Source organism: Arthrobacter sp. Y3221087 (assembly GCF_059089905.1).
The window spans coordinates 51,539-66,205 of the sequence record NZ_JBNHFE010000004.1 but is presented as its reverse complement, the minus strand read 5'-3'; the positions used below and the strand labels follow the sequence as shown (position 1 = coordinate 66,205).

Below are 14,667 nucleotides of genomic sequence, written 5' to 3'. Positions count from 1 at the left end.
CGTGTCCGGTCCCCGGACGGCCCGGGCCAGGCCCCGGGAACGCAAAGCACCCTGGAACGCAAAAAGCCCCGGTCCAGGGACCGGGGCCAAACGCGGAGACGGGGGGATTTGAACCCCCGGTCGAGTTTAACCCCGACCCTTCATTAGCAGTGAAGTCCATTCGGCCGCTCTGGCACGTCTCCAATTGCTATTCCTAGCCCACCAAGGATACGCAGATCCGGGCACCCAGTGCAAAACGCCGGCTGGAGCAGGCGCAGCGCCAACAGGCAGGCTGTGCAACAGCGGAACTCAGGCGGCGGGCTGCGCGGGCCGCACCATCCGGATCTCGCGCAGGTTCTCCCACTCGGCCAGGACATCCTCGGCGCCGTCAGGTTCAAAGCCGAACCGGCGGTAGAAACCGATGGCACGGCTGTTGTCGGCCGCCACCCACAAGCTGGCCGCTTCATTTCCAAGTGCCGTTTCCAGCAACCGCCGGCCCAGTCCCAGGCCCTGGTGCGAGGCCAGCAGGTACAGTCCCCACAGCTGGAAGTCTCCAGAGGCCGGCGGTGGATGCCCTTGCGGGGAACCCGGGGCGGGATCCCACCGGACACCCGCGAATCCGACCACTGTCCCGTCGTCGCACGCCACCCACGCCGCCGCGGGCTCGGGACGGTCCAGCAACATCCGCCACAACTCCAGCCGGTTGGCCGGATCCACCCTGGACAGGAAGGCGTTGGAGAGCATCCCGCGGTACGTTTCCCGCCAGCAGCGGATGTGCACCTCGGCCAGCGCCTCCACGTCGGCGGCGACGGCCCGCCGCACCGACAAGCCTGGAGTCACGACAACCCGCCCGCCAGCGCCTTCCACAGGAAATGCTGGCTGCGTGCCTGCAGCGCGGCGGCTTGCCGGTTGTCGGACGCACCGGCGTGGCCGCCCTCCAGGGCTTCATGGAACCAGACGTTCGGGATGCCCATGGCCAGCATGCGGGCTGCCATCTTCCGGGCCTGGACAGGCCCCACCCGGTCATCGGAGGTGGCGGTCCAGATGAACGTTTCGGGGTACTCCACCCCGTCCCGGAGCAGGTGGTAGGGGGAGAAGGTCCTGATGTACTCCCACTGCTCCGGCACATCCGGGTCGCCGTACTCCGCGATCCAGGAGTGGCCGGCGGACAGTTTGGTGTAGCGCCGCATGTCCAGCAGGGGCACACCGCAGGAGACGGCGCCGAACAGTTCCGGGTATCGGGTGAGCATGTTCCCCACCAGCAGCCCGCCGTTGGAGCCACCCACGCAGCCCAGCCGCTCGCGGGACGTGACCCCGCGGCTGATGAGGTCCCGGGCCACGGCCGCGAAGTCCTGGAACGCCTTGTGCCGGTTTTCCTTGAGTGCGGCCCGGTGCCAGGACGGACCGTATTCGCCGCCGCCTCGGATGTTGGCCACCACGTAGACCCCGCCGCGCGAATGTCGGTCGCTGCTGCCGGCGGGCCCCGAGGTCCTGCGCTCCAGCCACGCCCTGCCCACGGTGCCGCTGTAGCCAGGCGTCCGGGAGATCTCGAACCCGCCATATCCGGACAGCTGGGTGGGGTTCTGGCCATCCAGCGGCAGGTTCCGGGCGGACACCTGGAAATAGGGGACGCGTGTTCCATCCTCGGACACGGCGAAGTGCTGCTGCACTTCGTATTCGCTGTCCGCAAAGAACGACGGCGACGCCTTCACCACCGCGTGCCGGCTCACCACGCCGGGCTGGGAGCCGTCGTCGTGGTTGCGTTCCAGGGTTCCCCGCATCAGGGTGCTGGGGGTGGTGAATCCGGTGGCGACGAGCCAGAAATCGTCGCCCGCACCGCCGTCGGCCGCGGTTTCATCCTCGTCGTCCACGGCGTAGGCGTTGACGTCGTGCAGGGGCGGGCAGGCGTCCAGGGGAGTGGACGCCCAGTCGCCCTCAGCGCTGTCTGCGCCTGCCACGGGACGGGACGGGTCGAGGACCCGGATTTCGGACGAGACGTCCCGAAGGAGGTTCAGCAGTACGAAGTTGCGCGTCCAGCTCCAGGACTGCAGGGAGGTGCGGGCATCCGGGGTGAACAGGACGGACAGGCTGCGGCCGCCGTCCAGGTAGTCCTCAAACCCGGCGGCGAGCAGCGAGCCGGCCGGGTACGTGGTGCCGTCCAGGACCCAGTCCTGCTGCGGGCGGAACAGCAGCCACTCGCGGTGCGCGCTGACGTTGACGTCGGTGGGGACATCGATCGCCACCCACTCCCCGCCGCGGAGCACCAGGTTGGTGCGGTTGAAAAAGTCGATGTAGTCCACGGCGAAGGTGCGTTCAAAGCCGGGGGTGGAATCGTGGGCCACCACTGCCATCATGTGGTCTTCGGGGACCTCAAAGAGCCGGGGAGCGGCCGCGAGGCCGGTGCCGCGCCTAAGGGTTACCGCGGTCCGGGCATAGGAGGACGCCGTCTTGGGCAGCCCTTCGGCCGTGGAGGCGACCAGCAGGGTGTCCGCGTCCAACCATGACACGTGGCCCTTCGCAGTGGGCAGGTCGAAGCCGCCCCGGGAGGGGTCCACGAAGGAGCGGGTCTCGACGTCGAATTCGCGGTAGCGGTTGGCGTCGCCGCCGTCGGGGGAGAGCGCCAAGAGGGCCAGGCGGTAGGGGTCGCCGGTCGCCGGTCGGAGGAACGTGGCTCCATGGAACACCCATTCCTCGCCTTCGGCGGCGGACAGCGCGTCCACGTCCAGCAGGACGTCCCATTCGGGGGAGTCAGTGCAGTAGCTTTCCCAGGTGGTCCGGCGCCACAGGCCCTTGTGGTTCTGCTGGTCCTTCCAGAAGTTGTAGTACCAGTCGCCGCGCTTACCCACCATGGCGATGCGGTCCGTGGAGTCGAGGACTTCAAGGATGCTGCCCTCAAGCGCCGCATAGTCCGCGTCCTCGAGCAGGTCCTCCGTGCGGGAGTTCTGCTCCTTGACCCAGGCAAGCTGCTCTTCGCCGTAGATGTCCTCGAGCCACACGTTTTCGTCGATGGGCTCCGGCGCGGTGCCCGCAGGCGCGCTCCCGGAGCTGGCCCCGGAACCCGGAACGGACGCTGAATCAGCTGCAGTGGTGGTCATTCGCCCATCCAAACAACATCGGTGCCGGCGGGCAAGGCGTTCAGCTGGCAGCGGATAGTCTGGATGCCGTGGAAAATACGCAGAGCATCCGGGCCGCCATCATTGGTGCCGGCCCCCGCGGCACCAGCGTGCTGGAACGCCTGCTCGCGCACTCCGCCGCCGGCCGCGCCAGTGACGGCGGGGCTCTCCGGCTCCACATCGACGTCGTGGATCCCTACCCGGCCGGGCCGGGGCATGTCTGGCAGCCGCAGCAGTCGCGGCTGTTCCTGATGAACACCCAGTCCTTCTACCCCACCCTCATTCCGGAGGACCCGTCGCTTCCGGCGCCGCTGGCAGGCACCTCGTTCGACAGGTGGCGGGAGCGGCAGCAGCGCAACCCGCTGCCGTCCCTGACCCCGGACGAACGCGCGGAACTCGCGGTGCTGCAATCCAATGACTTTCCCAGCCGCGCCCTGTACGGCAGGTACCTGCGCTCCACCCTGGAGGACCTGCTGGACAACGCGCCCGACGGCGTCACCGTCCAGTTCCACGAAACGTCCGCCTTGTCGGTCCGCCCCGCAGCGGACGGAACGTTCGACGTCGGCCTGGCCACCGGGGAGACGCTCCGCGCCGGCTCCGTGGTGCTCGCGCTGGGCCACATACCGTCCAGGCTCAATCCCGAACAGCGCGAGTTGCAGGCGGCGGCGGAGCAACTGGGACTGCAGTACCTGCCCCCGGCGGCACCCGCCGACGTGGCCTGGTCCCGGATCCCTGCCGGCGAACCCGTCCTGGTCCGCGGCATGGGGCTGAACTTCTTCGACACGATGGTGCAGCTCACCGAGGGCCGCGGCGGAAAGTTCGTATCCGGCGGCGGACGGCTGGAGTATGAACCGTCCGGCCAGGAGCCGCTGATCATCGCGGCCTCCCGGCGCGGTACCCCGTACCGCGCCAAGGCGGCGCTGGAAGGCTACTATCCGGCGTCGGTCACCCTCCGCTACCTCACCGAGGCGGCGCTGGAGCGGTTCCGCAGGGCCGGCATCCGGCCCGGGTTCGACCATGACCTGTGGCCGCTGCTGCACCGCGACACTCTTTGGGCCTACTACTCCACGCTGGTCCGCTCGCAGCCCGCCGCCGTCCCGGACAGGGCTGCCTTCCTTGCCGCCCTCGAAGAAGCGCTGCACCCGCACGCGCATTCGGCGGCCAACTGGGAGGACAGCGTGGAGAGCGTGCTGGCGGTCCATGTGGGACCGCGGCACAGGCTGGACCTTCCCGCGCTCGCGGCACCCCTGGCAGGAAGGACATTTGGTTCCCGGAGGGAACTCGACGCCGCCGTGGTGGAGTACCTGCTGGACGATGCCCGCCGCTCAGCCCTGGGCGAGGACGACCCCGTCAAGATGGCCATCGGCGCCCTGCACCACGGGCGCGCCGTCCTCAAGACCGCAGTGGCCGACGGCGGCATCACCGAGGCGTCCTGGGTGGCCGGACTGCGTGGCTGGTTTGAGTCCTTCGTTGAGGGCCTTGCCAGCGGGCCCCCGGCCCTGCGCTCCGAGCAGTTGGCCGCGCTGGCCCGGGCCGGAATTGTCAGCTTTGTGGGCCCGGACCCGAAGTTCGGCGTTGACCGCAGGACCCGGATGTTCACCGCGTCCTCACCCTGGGTGGACGGTCCGCCGGCTGCCGCGCCCACCATGGTGGAAGCCCTGGCCCCCGGCAACAGGGTCTCGGCCAACGACTCACCACTCCTCGGGCAACTGCTGAGTGACGGCGCGGTCCGGCCCCGCCTGATGATGACCGCCGAGGGTGCGCCCGTCCAGTCCACCGGCCTGGACGTGGTGCCCCACCCGTACCGGCCTGTGGCGGCAAACGGCGCTGTCACCGAGGGCATTTACGTCCTGGGCCTTCAGCTCTCCTCCAACCAGTGGGGGACGGCCATCGCCGCCGAGGCTGCCCACCCCGGGTACCCGGTCTACCGGAGCGGCCAGCGGACCCTCCGCGACGCCGACGAAATAGCTGCCGCCATCCTCGGACGCTGAACGCCGCCCACACCGGGAACCTCTCGCTGCCGCGTAACAAAGGGCGCTGCACCACGAGAAATATTCGGGACGGATTTCCCACCGGCAGGCCTGCCACGCAGCGCATGACTTGACGACGGCGGCACAGGCAGGTCCGCTTCATGGCCGTGATGGGTGCCAGGCCCCCGCACGTACCGGCCCCGTATGTCACCAGGCGTAGCGACGTGACCCTCCTTTACCCGGCACGGTGGCCCAACGTTGCCGCCGGTTAACCCCCGGGTAGGAGTGTTGCACCGTGCGTCCACGGCCTTCCCCGGGAGACGTTTTGGGGCCGATCATGACCCGGGAAAACCTGAAATTTCCTGCCGTTTCCCGCCGTGAAGGCCCCCCTTCTGCTTCGGATTCCGCTCTGTTCTAGTGGTTGCCACGAGCCAGCCGGCCCGGACCCAACCGACTGCAGAAAGACCCCCGATGAAAAACCGACTCCTGCCCGCAAGACGAATCACCGCCGCAGGCAAGGCAGCCGCAGTGGCCGCCGCCGCGGCACTGTCGCTGGTGCCGTCCGGGTGCGGCGGCAGCGCCACCGCGGAATCGGCGGGAAGCGGCGGCACCGAAGTGAAGACCGTCCGTTACCAGGGCTCACCCAACACCGTCTCCCTGCTGGAGGTGGCCGAGGACCTGGGGTACCTCGGCGACGTCAAGCTCCAGTGGGTCAGCAACACCACCAGCGGCCCGCAGAGCATCCAGTCCGTTGCCACGGACCAGACGGACATCGGCGGCGCATTCACCGGAGCGGTGATCAAGCTGATCGAAGCAGGCGCCCCCGTCCAGGCCGTCATCAACTACTACGGCGAGGACAAGGACACGTTCACCGGGTACTACGTGGAGGAAGGCAGCCCCATCACCAGCGCCCGCGACCTGATCGGCAAGAAGATCGCGGTGAACACCCTGGGCGCCCACCATGAGGCAGTCATCACCACGCACCTGAAGAACAGCGGACTGTCACCCGAGGAAATCAAGCAGGTCCAGCTGGTGGTGGTGCCGCCCAACGAAACCGAGGTGGCCCTGCGCAAGAAGCAGGTGGATGTGGGCACCCTGGGCGGGGTGCTCCAGGACCGGGCGCTCGCCGAGGGCGGCATCCGGGCCCTGTTTACCGACGTCGGGGTCATTGGGGGGCCGTTCGACGCCGGCCAGTACGTCCTGCGCAAGGACTTCCTGGCAAAGAACCCGGAGACCAGCCGCACGCTGGTGACCGGCGTGGCTAAGGCAATCGAGTGGGAACGCAACACACCCCGTGAACAGGTCATTGCCAAATTTGAGGAGATCATCGCCAAGCGCGGACGGAACGAAAGCACCGAGGTGCTCAAGTACTGGAAGAGCGTGGGAGTGGCCTCACCCGGCGGGCGCATCTCGGATAACGACTTCACCCGCTGGTCCGATTACCTGAAGTCCGCAGGGATCATCAGCGGCGGCCTGGACACGGCAAAGCTCTACACCAACGAATTCAACCAGTTGGAGACAACCGCTCCGGCTGCACAGTCCAAGGGATAACCATGACCTCCAAAATCAGCCTTCAACACGTCACCAAGGAGTTCGCCGTCCGGCAGGGAAGGAACAGCCGGGGCAGGAGAATCCGCAGCCAGCCGGAGGCCGCCGTCCTGACCGCCCTGGATGCCCTCAGCCTGGACGTGGCAGCCGGTGAATTCCTCACACTGGTGGGGCCCAGCGGTTCCGGCAAGACCACCCTCCTGGACCTGCTGGCCGGCCTGTCCCGTCCCACGTCCGGAAAAGTCCTGGTGGATGGAAAGGAAGTCACCGGGCCGGGCCAGGACCGCGCCGTCGTGTTCCAGCAGTACGCCCTCTTTCCCTGGCGGACTGCGTCAGCGAACGTCTCGATCGGCCTTGAGAACCGCGGGCTGTCCCGGAAGGACCGGGCGGCGACGGCAAGCAAGTACCTGGACCTGGTGGGCCTGGCCGGGTTCGAGGACCGGTATCCGCATGAACTGTCCGGCGGTATGAAGCAGCGCGTGGCCATTGCCAGGAGCCTCGCCTATGAGCCGGACGTCCTCCTGATGGACGAGCCCTTTGCGGCGCTGGACGCCCAGACCCGTGAGCAGCTTCAGGACGAGCTCCTGAGGATCTGGCAGGCGACGGGGAAAACCATCGTCTTCATCACGCACGGGATTGACGAGGCGGTATATCTCGGCCAGCGGGTGGCGGTGTTGAGCGCCAGGCCCGGCAGGCTCAAGGAAATCGTGGACATCAACATTCCGGACCGCGGGGGCGAGGCGGATGTCCGCTCCCACCCTGCGTTCGTGGAGCACCGCCACCAGGTATGGTCCCTGCTGCACGACGAAGTCCGGCTGGCCCAGGACTCGGGCCACCGCAAGATCCTCCCGGACGGAACGGCCCCCGATGAACACCCCCTCGAAAGGAACGCCGCCTGATGAGCACCGTCCTAAGCCGGCCCCCACAGGGGAGCGCCGCCGTCGAACCCGCACCGCATCCCGCCGAACTGCCGGCGGCCCCCTCCCATCCCGCCCGCAGTGAACGCCCGACGCCGGCAGGAAGGTTGGGTGCCGCAGCGAACGTCGCCACACGCGCGGCCTGGAAGTCGCTGGCAGTCCTGCTGTTCCTGGCGCTGTGGGAGTTTGGTCCCCAATACTTCGCGGGCCCGTCCACCCGAGTGTTCCTCCCGCCGCTGCACGAAGTCCTCGCGGCGGGGGCCAGGCTGGTGGAAACCGGGCAGCTGCGGAACCACCTGCAGGCCAGCCTCACCCGCTCCGTTTCCGGGTTCGGGATGGCGGTGGTGTCCGCCGTTGCCCTGGGGCTGCTGATCGCCTGGTACGGCTGGTTGAACTCGTTCCTGAACCCGCTTTTGGAACTCTTCCGCAACACCGCAACCCTCGCCCTGCTGCCGGTCTTCACGCTCCTGCTGGGCATCGGGGAGGAATCCAAGATCACCATCGTGGCCTACGCCGCGTTCTTCCCGGTGCTGCTCAATACGATCGCCGGTGTCCGCACGGTGGACCCGCTGCTGGTCCGCGCGGCCAGGTCCCTGGGGCTGAACAGCTTCCGGCTCTTCCAGAAAGTCATCCTTCCATCGGCGGTGCCCACCATCTTCACTGGGATCCGGATGGCCGGCACCTCCTCGATCCTGGTGCTGATTGCCGCGGAAATGGTGGGTGCAAAGGCCGGGCTCGGATACCTGATCGTCAATTCCCAGATGAGCTTCCTCATCTCGGACATGTACGCAGGCATCCTCACCGTCTCCGTGCTGGGCCTTCTCGTCAACATCCTGCTGGTGGCACTGGAACGCCACTTCTCCCGCTGGCGCACCGCCGTCGGCTCCGGCAACTGACCTTCCCCGTCCCAAACCCGACAACACTGACACTGAAAAGGACACCGACCATGACCACCATTACCGAAACCAGGCTCGAATTCACGAAGCTCGGCTCCCGCATCGGCGCCGAAATCCGTGGCCTGGACCTGGGCGCGGAGCTCAGCCCTGGCACAGTGGCCCAGATCCGCGAAGCCCTCAACGTCCATAAGGCCCTGGTGTTCCGGAAGGCGAACATCCGCACCGACGAGGACCAGGTCCGGTTCGCAAGCTACTTCGGCCCGCTCACCAAGGCGCACCCCACCGTTGCCTCCGTCGATGGCAAACCGGCCGTCCTGCCGGTGGACAGCGAAAACGGCAGCGCCAACAACTGGCACACCGATGTCACGTTCGTGGTGAACCCGCCGCAGGCATCAACGCTGCGCAGCATCACGCTGCCGGCGTACGGCGGTGAAACGCTCATCGCCTCCTCGGCGGGGGCTTACCGCGACCTGCCCGAGGAGCTGCGGAACTTCGCCGACACCCTCTGGGCCATCCACACCAACGACTACGACTACTCCGTTCCCAAGAACCTGGAACACGCCAATGCGGAGGAGCGGCGCAAGGAATTCACCAGGATCCACTTCGAAACCGCCCACCCCGTGGTCCGCGTCCACCCGCTGACCGGGGAGCGCGGGCTCTTCATCGGCGGCTTCGCGCAGCGGCTGCGGATCGTGGGGCTGTCCAACACCGAGTCCAGGGACATCCTCCGCCTGCTGCAGGCCTACGTCACCCGGCCGGAAAACGTGGTCCGGGTGAACTGGGAACCTGGCCAGCTGGTGCTCTTCGACAACCGGATCACCCAGCACTACGCCCCGGACAACTACGATGGCCAGCCGCGGAAGCTGAACCGGGTGACCATTGCGGGGGATGTCCCGGTGGGCGTGGACGGCCGCAGCAGCACCGCAATCAGGGGGGATTCATCCACCTACTCGGAAACTGTGGTCCTCCCCTAGACCCCGGAGTTTTTGTCCAGATATGGCGGGATAACCTGCCCGGAAGTCACCATATCTGGACAAAAACTCCCAGCAGAAAGCGCCCCACGTTCGGGTCCGGAAGTCCGGGACCAACGCGGGGCGCTTTCTTGTTCAGCCAGGCATCAGCCGCGCAGACACCGCTGGTACTGGAGCCAGGCAATGCCGTAACGGATCCAGCCCAGGACGTCGTACCACTGGGCGGGTTTGGCCGGAGCGGTGCATACCGGCGGGACGGGACCTTCAGTGGCCACCTGCACGCCAACCTTCACCACGGTGCCGGACTCGGCAGCGGTCAGCACCAGGGTTCCGGTGCCGGCTGCCGCGCGTGCGGGGACGGCCAGGTTCACAGAAGCAGACCCGGAAGCGGCCGGCACGGCGCCAAGGTCTGTCACTACACCGGCGGCATCGGTGAACACCGCCGCCAGGGAGGTGTTGGCCGGGCTGCCCAGCGACGTCAGGTCCAGCTTGGAAACCGTCAGCGTGACGGCTTCGCCCGGGTTGACCTTTGCGGGAGTGCTGTTGGTGACGGCCACGGAGCGGCGGGCGAAGTCCGGCGATACCGGACTGCTCTCCTGCAGGTAGCTGATCCACGCGTCCCGGTCCACCAGCCCGGAGTCACGGGTGTTGGCGCCTTCGGTGAAGACCCGGAAGTTGTCCCCGCCGGTGGCCAGGAAGCTGAACGTGCCCACCCGGTAGGACTTCGCCGGGTCAAGCAGTTCCCCGTTGACCCGGACCGAAGTGATGCGGTCACCGGCAGCGCGGGCGGCGTCGAAGGTGTAGTTCACGTTCTTCGACAGGCCCAGCTGGATGTAGGCGCGGCTGGGAACCGTGCCGTCCGCGTTGGTCTGCCACTGCTGTTCCAGCAGCGTCTTGAACTGTGCACCGGTCAGGGACGTGGTCCAGAGGTTGTTCACGAACGGCAGCACCGCGTTGGCCTCGGCGTAGGTGATGGTGCCGTCCGGGGCGTAGTAGAGCTCGTTCCGCAGTCCGCCGGCGTTGACCACGCCGATTTCCGCGCCGCCCAGTTCGGCCGGCTGCAGCGAAGCAAGCAGCGAGTCGGCCACGAGGTTGCCGAGGGTGGACTCGCTCGAGCGGTCGTCCCGCTTTGGCGCACCGGTGGCGTCGGTCGTGAACGCCGTGGTGATGTCGGCGGTGACGGAACCGACCGGCCGGTTTCCGACGACGGCGGCGTCCGCGAGGGCCTTCTGGACAATGGCGTCGACGGCGGCGACCCGGGGGTAGGCGGCGATCAGGCCGGCGGCGGGATCGGTGGTCCGCTTGACGTTGCTGCCCTTGGACGCCGTCACCTCTTTGGTGGCGGTGTCCACTGTCAGCTGGATGTGACCCACGTTCTCGCCGTAGTTGCCGGTCTGCACGATGGGACGGGTCTTGCCCTCGACGCCGGGAACTGGGGCATCCCAGGCGTATTCCTTGTGCGTGTGGCCGGTGAAGATCGCATCCACGTCGGCTGACGTTTCGGTGACCAGCTTGGCGAAGGGGCCGCCAGCTGCAACTTCCTCCGCCAGGGTTGAACCTTCCACCACACCCGAGCCGGCGCCGTCGTGGTTTTCCACGATGATGACGTCGGCCAGGTTCTCGGCGGTGATCCTGGCGGCTGCCCGGTTGATGGCATCCACCGGGTCCCCGAACTCAAGGTCTGCGATGCCGGCCGGGGTCACCAGGGAGGGGACCTCCTGGGTGACGGTGCCGATGACGGCCACCTTGATGCCGTTCATGTCCAGCACAGTGAACTCCGGCAACACCGGCTCAGTGGTGCCCTTGCGGTAAACGTTGGCGCCAAGGTAGGGGAACTTCGCATTGGCGCCGCCGGCGATGACGCGCTCGCGCAGGTCCGCCCATCCGCCGTCGAACTCGTGGTTGCCCACGGCTGATGCCTGCAGGTCCAACGCGTTCAGCACGTCGATGGTGGGCTGGTCCTTCGCAACAGCGGAGGCGAACAGCGACGCACCGATGTTGTCGCCGGCGGAGAGGAACGCCGTGGCGCCAGGGGCGGCAGCGGCGCGGAGCTTCTCGATGGTTCCGGCGAACTGGACGGTGTTGGCGTCGATCCTGCCGTGGAAGTCGTTGATCCCCAGGAAGTTCAGGTCGACTGTGGCAGGAGTGGAACCCAGGTCCAGGCCCACCACCACTGGATCGTGGTCGCTGGCACGGAACTGGTCCGGGGCGTAGTAGTTGGTGATGTTGTAGTTGTGGCGGCTGTATTCCAGGGCCACGGACTCCACCGAGTTGATGTTCCAGATGTCGGCCCCGGACACCACGGCATCGGCGGCGGGGGAAGCCAGGATGTGGTCCAGGGAGCCCACCATCCCGCCAAAGAGGTAGGAATGCTTGGCCGAGCCGTCGGCGTTCCGGGCTTTTTCGTCCTGGTTGACGTAGCCGGCGGACGTGAGGACGTTGATCGGGTCCTCCTTGGCGTAGGCGTTTAAATCACCGATCAGGAACACCTTGTCCGTGCCCTTGCTGGCCTGCAGGGACGTGGCAAAGTCCAGCAGTGACTTGGCCTGGGCCGTGCGCGCCAGGTTTGAGGCGCCCTGGCCCTGGTCCGTGTCCTCCGGCGTTGCTGCCGAACCCTTGGACTTGAAGTGGTTGGCGATCGCAATGAACTCCGTGCCCGCTGCACCGCCAGCGGGTTTGAACACCTGCGCCAGCGGCTTGCGGGCTGAGGCGAAAGCAACGGTGTCATTGTGGATGATGGACTCGCCCACCGGCTCGGCCGCGGCCTTCTTGAAGATGAAGGCGGTGCGGATAATGTCTTCGTCGCTCAGCGGCGGGGCATTGGCCGGCGTACGGACGTAATCCCAGACCCCGGGTGTGGCGGCGTTCAGCGCGCCCACCAGCCGGGCCAGGGCGTCGTCGCGGTTTTTGCCGAACTGCGCGGAGTTCTCGATCTCCATCAGGGTGACCACGTCGGCGCCGGCCTTGGTGATGGCGGAAACGAGCTTGTCCTGCTGCCGCTGGAAGTTTTCCAGATTGGCTGCGCCGCGGGCGTTGCAGCCGCCCCGGACCGTGACGGGTTTCCCGTCGCGGTCCGTGTTGTAGGTGCAGCCGGTGAGTTGGTCGCCTGTTGTGGGGAAGTAGTTGAGGACGTTGAACGAGGCAATCTTCAGGTTGCCGCCCACCGGCCGGGGTGCCTCGGTGCGGGTGGCGCCGAACATGGCGGGCTGGACCGTGGCCGCATTCGCGGGGGTCAGGTGGGTGAGCGGCTGGAACTTCCAGGCGTTGTTGGCGTAGCCCAGGACCACGTTCGTGGTGAACGTCGCCGGCGAACCTACCCGCACCGGATCGGTGCCCGTCAGATATGGCAGGGGCAGGGCCTTGTTGCCGCTGCTGCCGAGGAAGTTGGTGCTGGCGCCGTCGTCGAGCTTGATGCCCCGGGCGGCGTTTTCCTGGACGACGGCGGCATGTTCGGCAGTGCCGTACGGAGCCACCGCGGTGGGCTGGACCAGGGGAGTGGTGCCGCCGGCCAGGCCGATCTCGCCGTACTGGTTCAGGCTGTAGTTGTCAGTGACCGTCAGCGGCCCCTGGGGTGCCAGGAGCATTCCTTCCAGGGACTCGCGTAAGGCTTCGTTTGTGGGCAGGGTGAAGGCGGTGGGCTTCACCTCCGGGGCGGCGTCGGCCAGCTTGGTGAGCCCGGTGGCTGCGTCAACGTTGAGCTGCGTCATCCCGTAGTACTCAGCCACTGTGCCTGTCAGGCGGACGAAGTCGCCGGGCTGCACGGAACCCGCGGTGGCGGGGGAATAGACGAAGATCCCGTCCGATGCGGCGTGGTTGGTGGCCGTGAGGTCACCGCCGGTGCCGGCAGTCTGGATGTAGTAGCCGTTCAGGCCGCCGGTGGGGAACACGGCGGTGACCTTGCCCGTGGTGGTTACCGTGGCGCCCGCCAGCGGGCTCTGGGTACCGGTGCCCTGGATGTCGGCGATGGTGGCCAGGGCAGGGCTTGGAGTGGGCTCCGGATCAGGTGCGGGATCCGGGTTCTGGGATGCGCCGCCCGAGGACGTAGGCGTGATGGTGGCGCTGAGGGTGAAGTCGGCTCCGTTGCTGTTGCTGTCCGCTGCGGCTGCCCTGTTCAGGCTTTTGACGTCGGTGTTACCCGAGGGGGCGGTGGCAGCAATCGTTTCAAAAGTGTTGGACGTGCCGTAGCCAAGGAGGTCGGCCACGCCGGCGGGCTCCACCTGGGAGCCAGTGGAAAGCGCGACGGCGGTTGGCTGCTTGGCGAGCACCACCGTTCCGGCGCTGCCGCTCAGGTTAAGGACACCTGCCACCAGGTCCGGGGCGGGGAGATCGGCGCCGTTGGAGCCATTGCTGCCGCCCTGCACCAGGTAGTGCCCCTTGGCCGGAATGGACCCGGACAAGGCAGCCACGCCCGAAGGCGCAGATGTCCCGGTGGCGGACCGGTACTGCAGGGACCAGCCGTCCAGCGAGACCGGGGCCTCTGACGTGTTGTACAGCTCCACGAACTTGTTCTTATAGGCAGCGCCGCTGCTGCCGCCGCTGAGGTAGGCCTCGTTGATGACAACGGGCGAGCCCCCGGCCGCGACTGAGACCTCCGCGGCCGGATCGTCTGCAACGGCGGGAAGGGCTGCCAGGGGAGCTGCGATGAGCCCCGCGGACAAAGCTGTTCCCAGCGCCAGTTTCCAAGGTGTTTGATGCATCCGCTCTTACTTTCATAAGGATGTCCCCGGTAGGGGACCCGATGGGAAGTGTCCGGGTTGTACCAACGGGCAAGTGGCCCGGACCCGGCTCCGGTCAAGTGGGTATTTCCGGCACATCACAACAGAGCTGAATGAACGCAAAGTGGCTAGGGCGTGCATCCGGCGGGACGTCCCCCAGCGGAACGGACCGCCCACCGGCCTGGAGCCCCCGTAGCCTGGTTCCGGTGATGCTGCTGGTGGTTTATGGCCGGACCGTAACCCCCACATGTGCCGGCCATCACCAAAGAATACCGGCCGGTAGCTTTGGTGGAAGGACGCGGCGGCCGATTTGTCCAAAGAATTTACATGTTCTCCATCAAGCGCCAGGAAGCCGCAGGGGAAACCGGGCCGGCGGCGGTGGAGGGCAAAACCAAGGGCCCCTGCCGGCCAGCGGACTGGCGGACAGGGGCCCTCTTTTGCGGAAGGTAAGAGATTCGAACTCTTGGTACGGGGTTACCGCACACTGGTTTTCAAGACCAGCTCCTTCGGCCGCTCGGACAACCTTCCTCAGCTAGTAGTGTTTCATAGGCGCTTGCC

The 14,667-nt window shown here is 67.1% G+C and carries 8 protein-coding genes and 2 tRNA genes; 5 read left to right on the top strand and 5 right to left on the bottom strand.

Annotated features, from left to right (window positions below; genetic code table 11):
• Positions 1-93 precede the first annotated feature (93 nt).
• The 3 genes from AC5RUO_RS13795 to AC5RUO_RS13785 form a co-directional block, all read right to left on the bottom strand.
• A tRNA-Ser gene (locus tag AC5RUO_RS13795) sits at positions 94-182 on the bottom strand.
• 106 nt (positions 183-288) lie between these two features.
• Positions 289-819 (bottom strand): GNAT family N-acetyltransferase, encoded by a 531-nt coding sequence (locus tag AC5RUO_RS13790; protein WP_494103816.1) that lies wholly within the window; start codon positions 817-819, stop codon positions 289-291.
• Complete coding sequence (locus AC5RUO_RS13785; RefSeq protein ID WP_494103815.1) at positions 816-3,074, bottom strand: prolyl oligopeptidase family serine peptidase; 2,259 nt, start codon at positions 3,072-3,074, stop codon at positions 816-818. Before AC5RUO_RS13785 ends, AC5RUO_RS13790 begins: the two co-directional genes overlap by 4 nt.
• A 68-nt stretch (positions 3,075-3,142) precedes the next feature.
• Between AC5RUO_RS13785 and AC5RUO_RS13780 the strand changes: the two genes are divergently transcribed.
• The 5 genes from AC5RUO_RS13780 to AC5RUO_RS13760 all read left to right on the top strand — a co-directional run bounded on the left by AC5RUO_RS13780 (position 3,143) and on the right by AC5RUO_RS13760 (position 9,397).
• Positions 3,143-5,083 carry an FAD/NAD(P)-binding protein gene (locus tag AC5RUO_RS13780; protein WP_494103814.1) on the top strand — a complete coding sequence of 647 codons (1,941 nt, stop codon included), beginning with the start codon at positions 3,143-3,145 and terminating at the stop codon, positions 5,081-5,083.
• A 450-nt stretch (positions 5,084-5,533) separates the two neighbouring features.
• A complete protein-coding gene (locus AC5RUO_RS13775) occupies positions 5,534-6,613 on the top strand; it encodes an ABC transporter substrate-binding protein (RefSeq protein WP_494103813.1) in 1,080 nt (359 codons plus the stop codon).
• A 2-nt stretch (positions 6,614-6,615) separates the two neighbouring features.
• Positions 6,616-7,509, top strand: a complete 894-nt coding sequence (locus AC5RUO_RS13770; protein ID WP_494010750.1) for an ABC transporter ATP-binding protein — start codon at positions 6,616-6,618, stop codon at positions 7,507-7,509.
• Positions 7,509-8,423: an ABC transporter permease gene (locus tag AC5RUO_RS13765; protein ID WP_494103812.1), complete on the top strand. Its 915-nt coding sequence runs from the start codon at positions 7,509-7,511 to the stop codon at positions 8,421-8,423. The genes AC5RUO_RS13770 and AC5RUO_RS13765 overlap by 1 nt, the downstream gene beginning before the upstream one ends.
• Positions 8,424-8,473: 50 nt before the next feature.
• Positions 8,474-9,397, top strand: a complete 924-nt coding sequence (locus tag AC5RUO_RS13760) for a TauD/TfdA dioxygenase family protein (RefSeq protein WP_494010748.1) — start codon at positions 8,474-8,476, stop codon at positions 9,395-9,397.
• Positions 9,398-9,540: 143 nt separating this feature from the next.
• On the opposite strand, the gene AC5RUO_RS13755 is transcribed toward AC5RUO_RS13760, so the two are convergent.
• Positions 9,541-14,091 carry an ExeM/NucH family extracellular endonuclease gene (locus tag AC5RUO_RS13755; protein ID WP_494103811.1) on the bottom strand — a complete coding sequence of 1,517 codons (4,551 nt, stop codon included), beginning with the start codon at positions 14,089-14,091 and terminating at the stop codon, positions 9,541-9,543.
• A gap of 458 nt (positions 14,092-14,549) precedes the next feature.
• Positions 14,550-14,637: transfer RNA gene (locus AC5RUO_RS13750), tRNA-Ser, on the bottom strand.
• Between the last annotated feature and the right edge of the window lie 30 nt (positions 14,638-14,667).

What these genes read in the sequence shown, in the direction of transcription:
- AC5RUO_RS13785 (WP_494103815.1), bottom strand. Translation starts at nt 3,074, where the DNA reads ATGACCACCACTGCAGCTGATTCAGCGTCCGTTCCGGGTTCCGGGGCC.
- AC5RUO_RS13775 (WP_494103813.1), top strand. Translation starts at nt 5,534, where the DNA reads ATGAAAAACCGACTCCTGCCCGCAAGACGAATCACCGCCGCAGGCAAG.
- AC5RUO_RS13770 (WP_494010750.1), top strand. Translation starts at nt 6,616, where the DNA reads ATGACCTCCAAAATCAGCCTTCAACACGTCACCAAGGAGTTCGCCGTC.
- AC5RUO_RS13765 (WP_494103812.1), top strand. Translation starts at nt 7,509, where the DNA reads ATGAGCACCGTCCTAAGCCGGCCCCCACAGGGGAGCGCCGCCGTCGAA.
- AC5RUO_RS13760 (WP_494010748.1), top strand. Translation starts at nt 8,474, where the DNA reads ATGACCACCATTACCGAAACCAGGCTCGAATTCACGAAGCTCGGCTCC.
- AC5RUO_RS13755 (WP_494103811.1), bottom strand. Translation starts at nt 14,091, where the DNA reads ATGCATCAAACACCTTGGAAACTGGCGCTGGGAACAGCTTTGTCCGCG.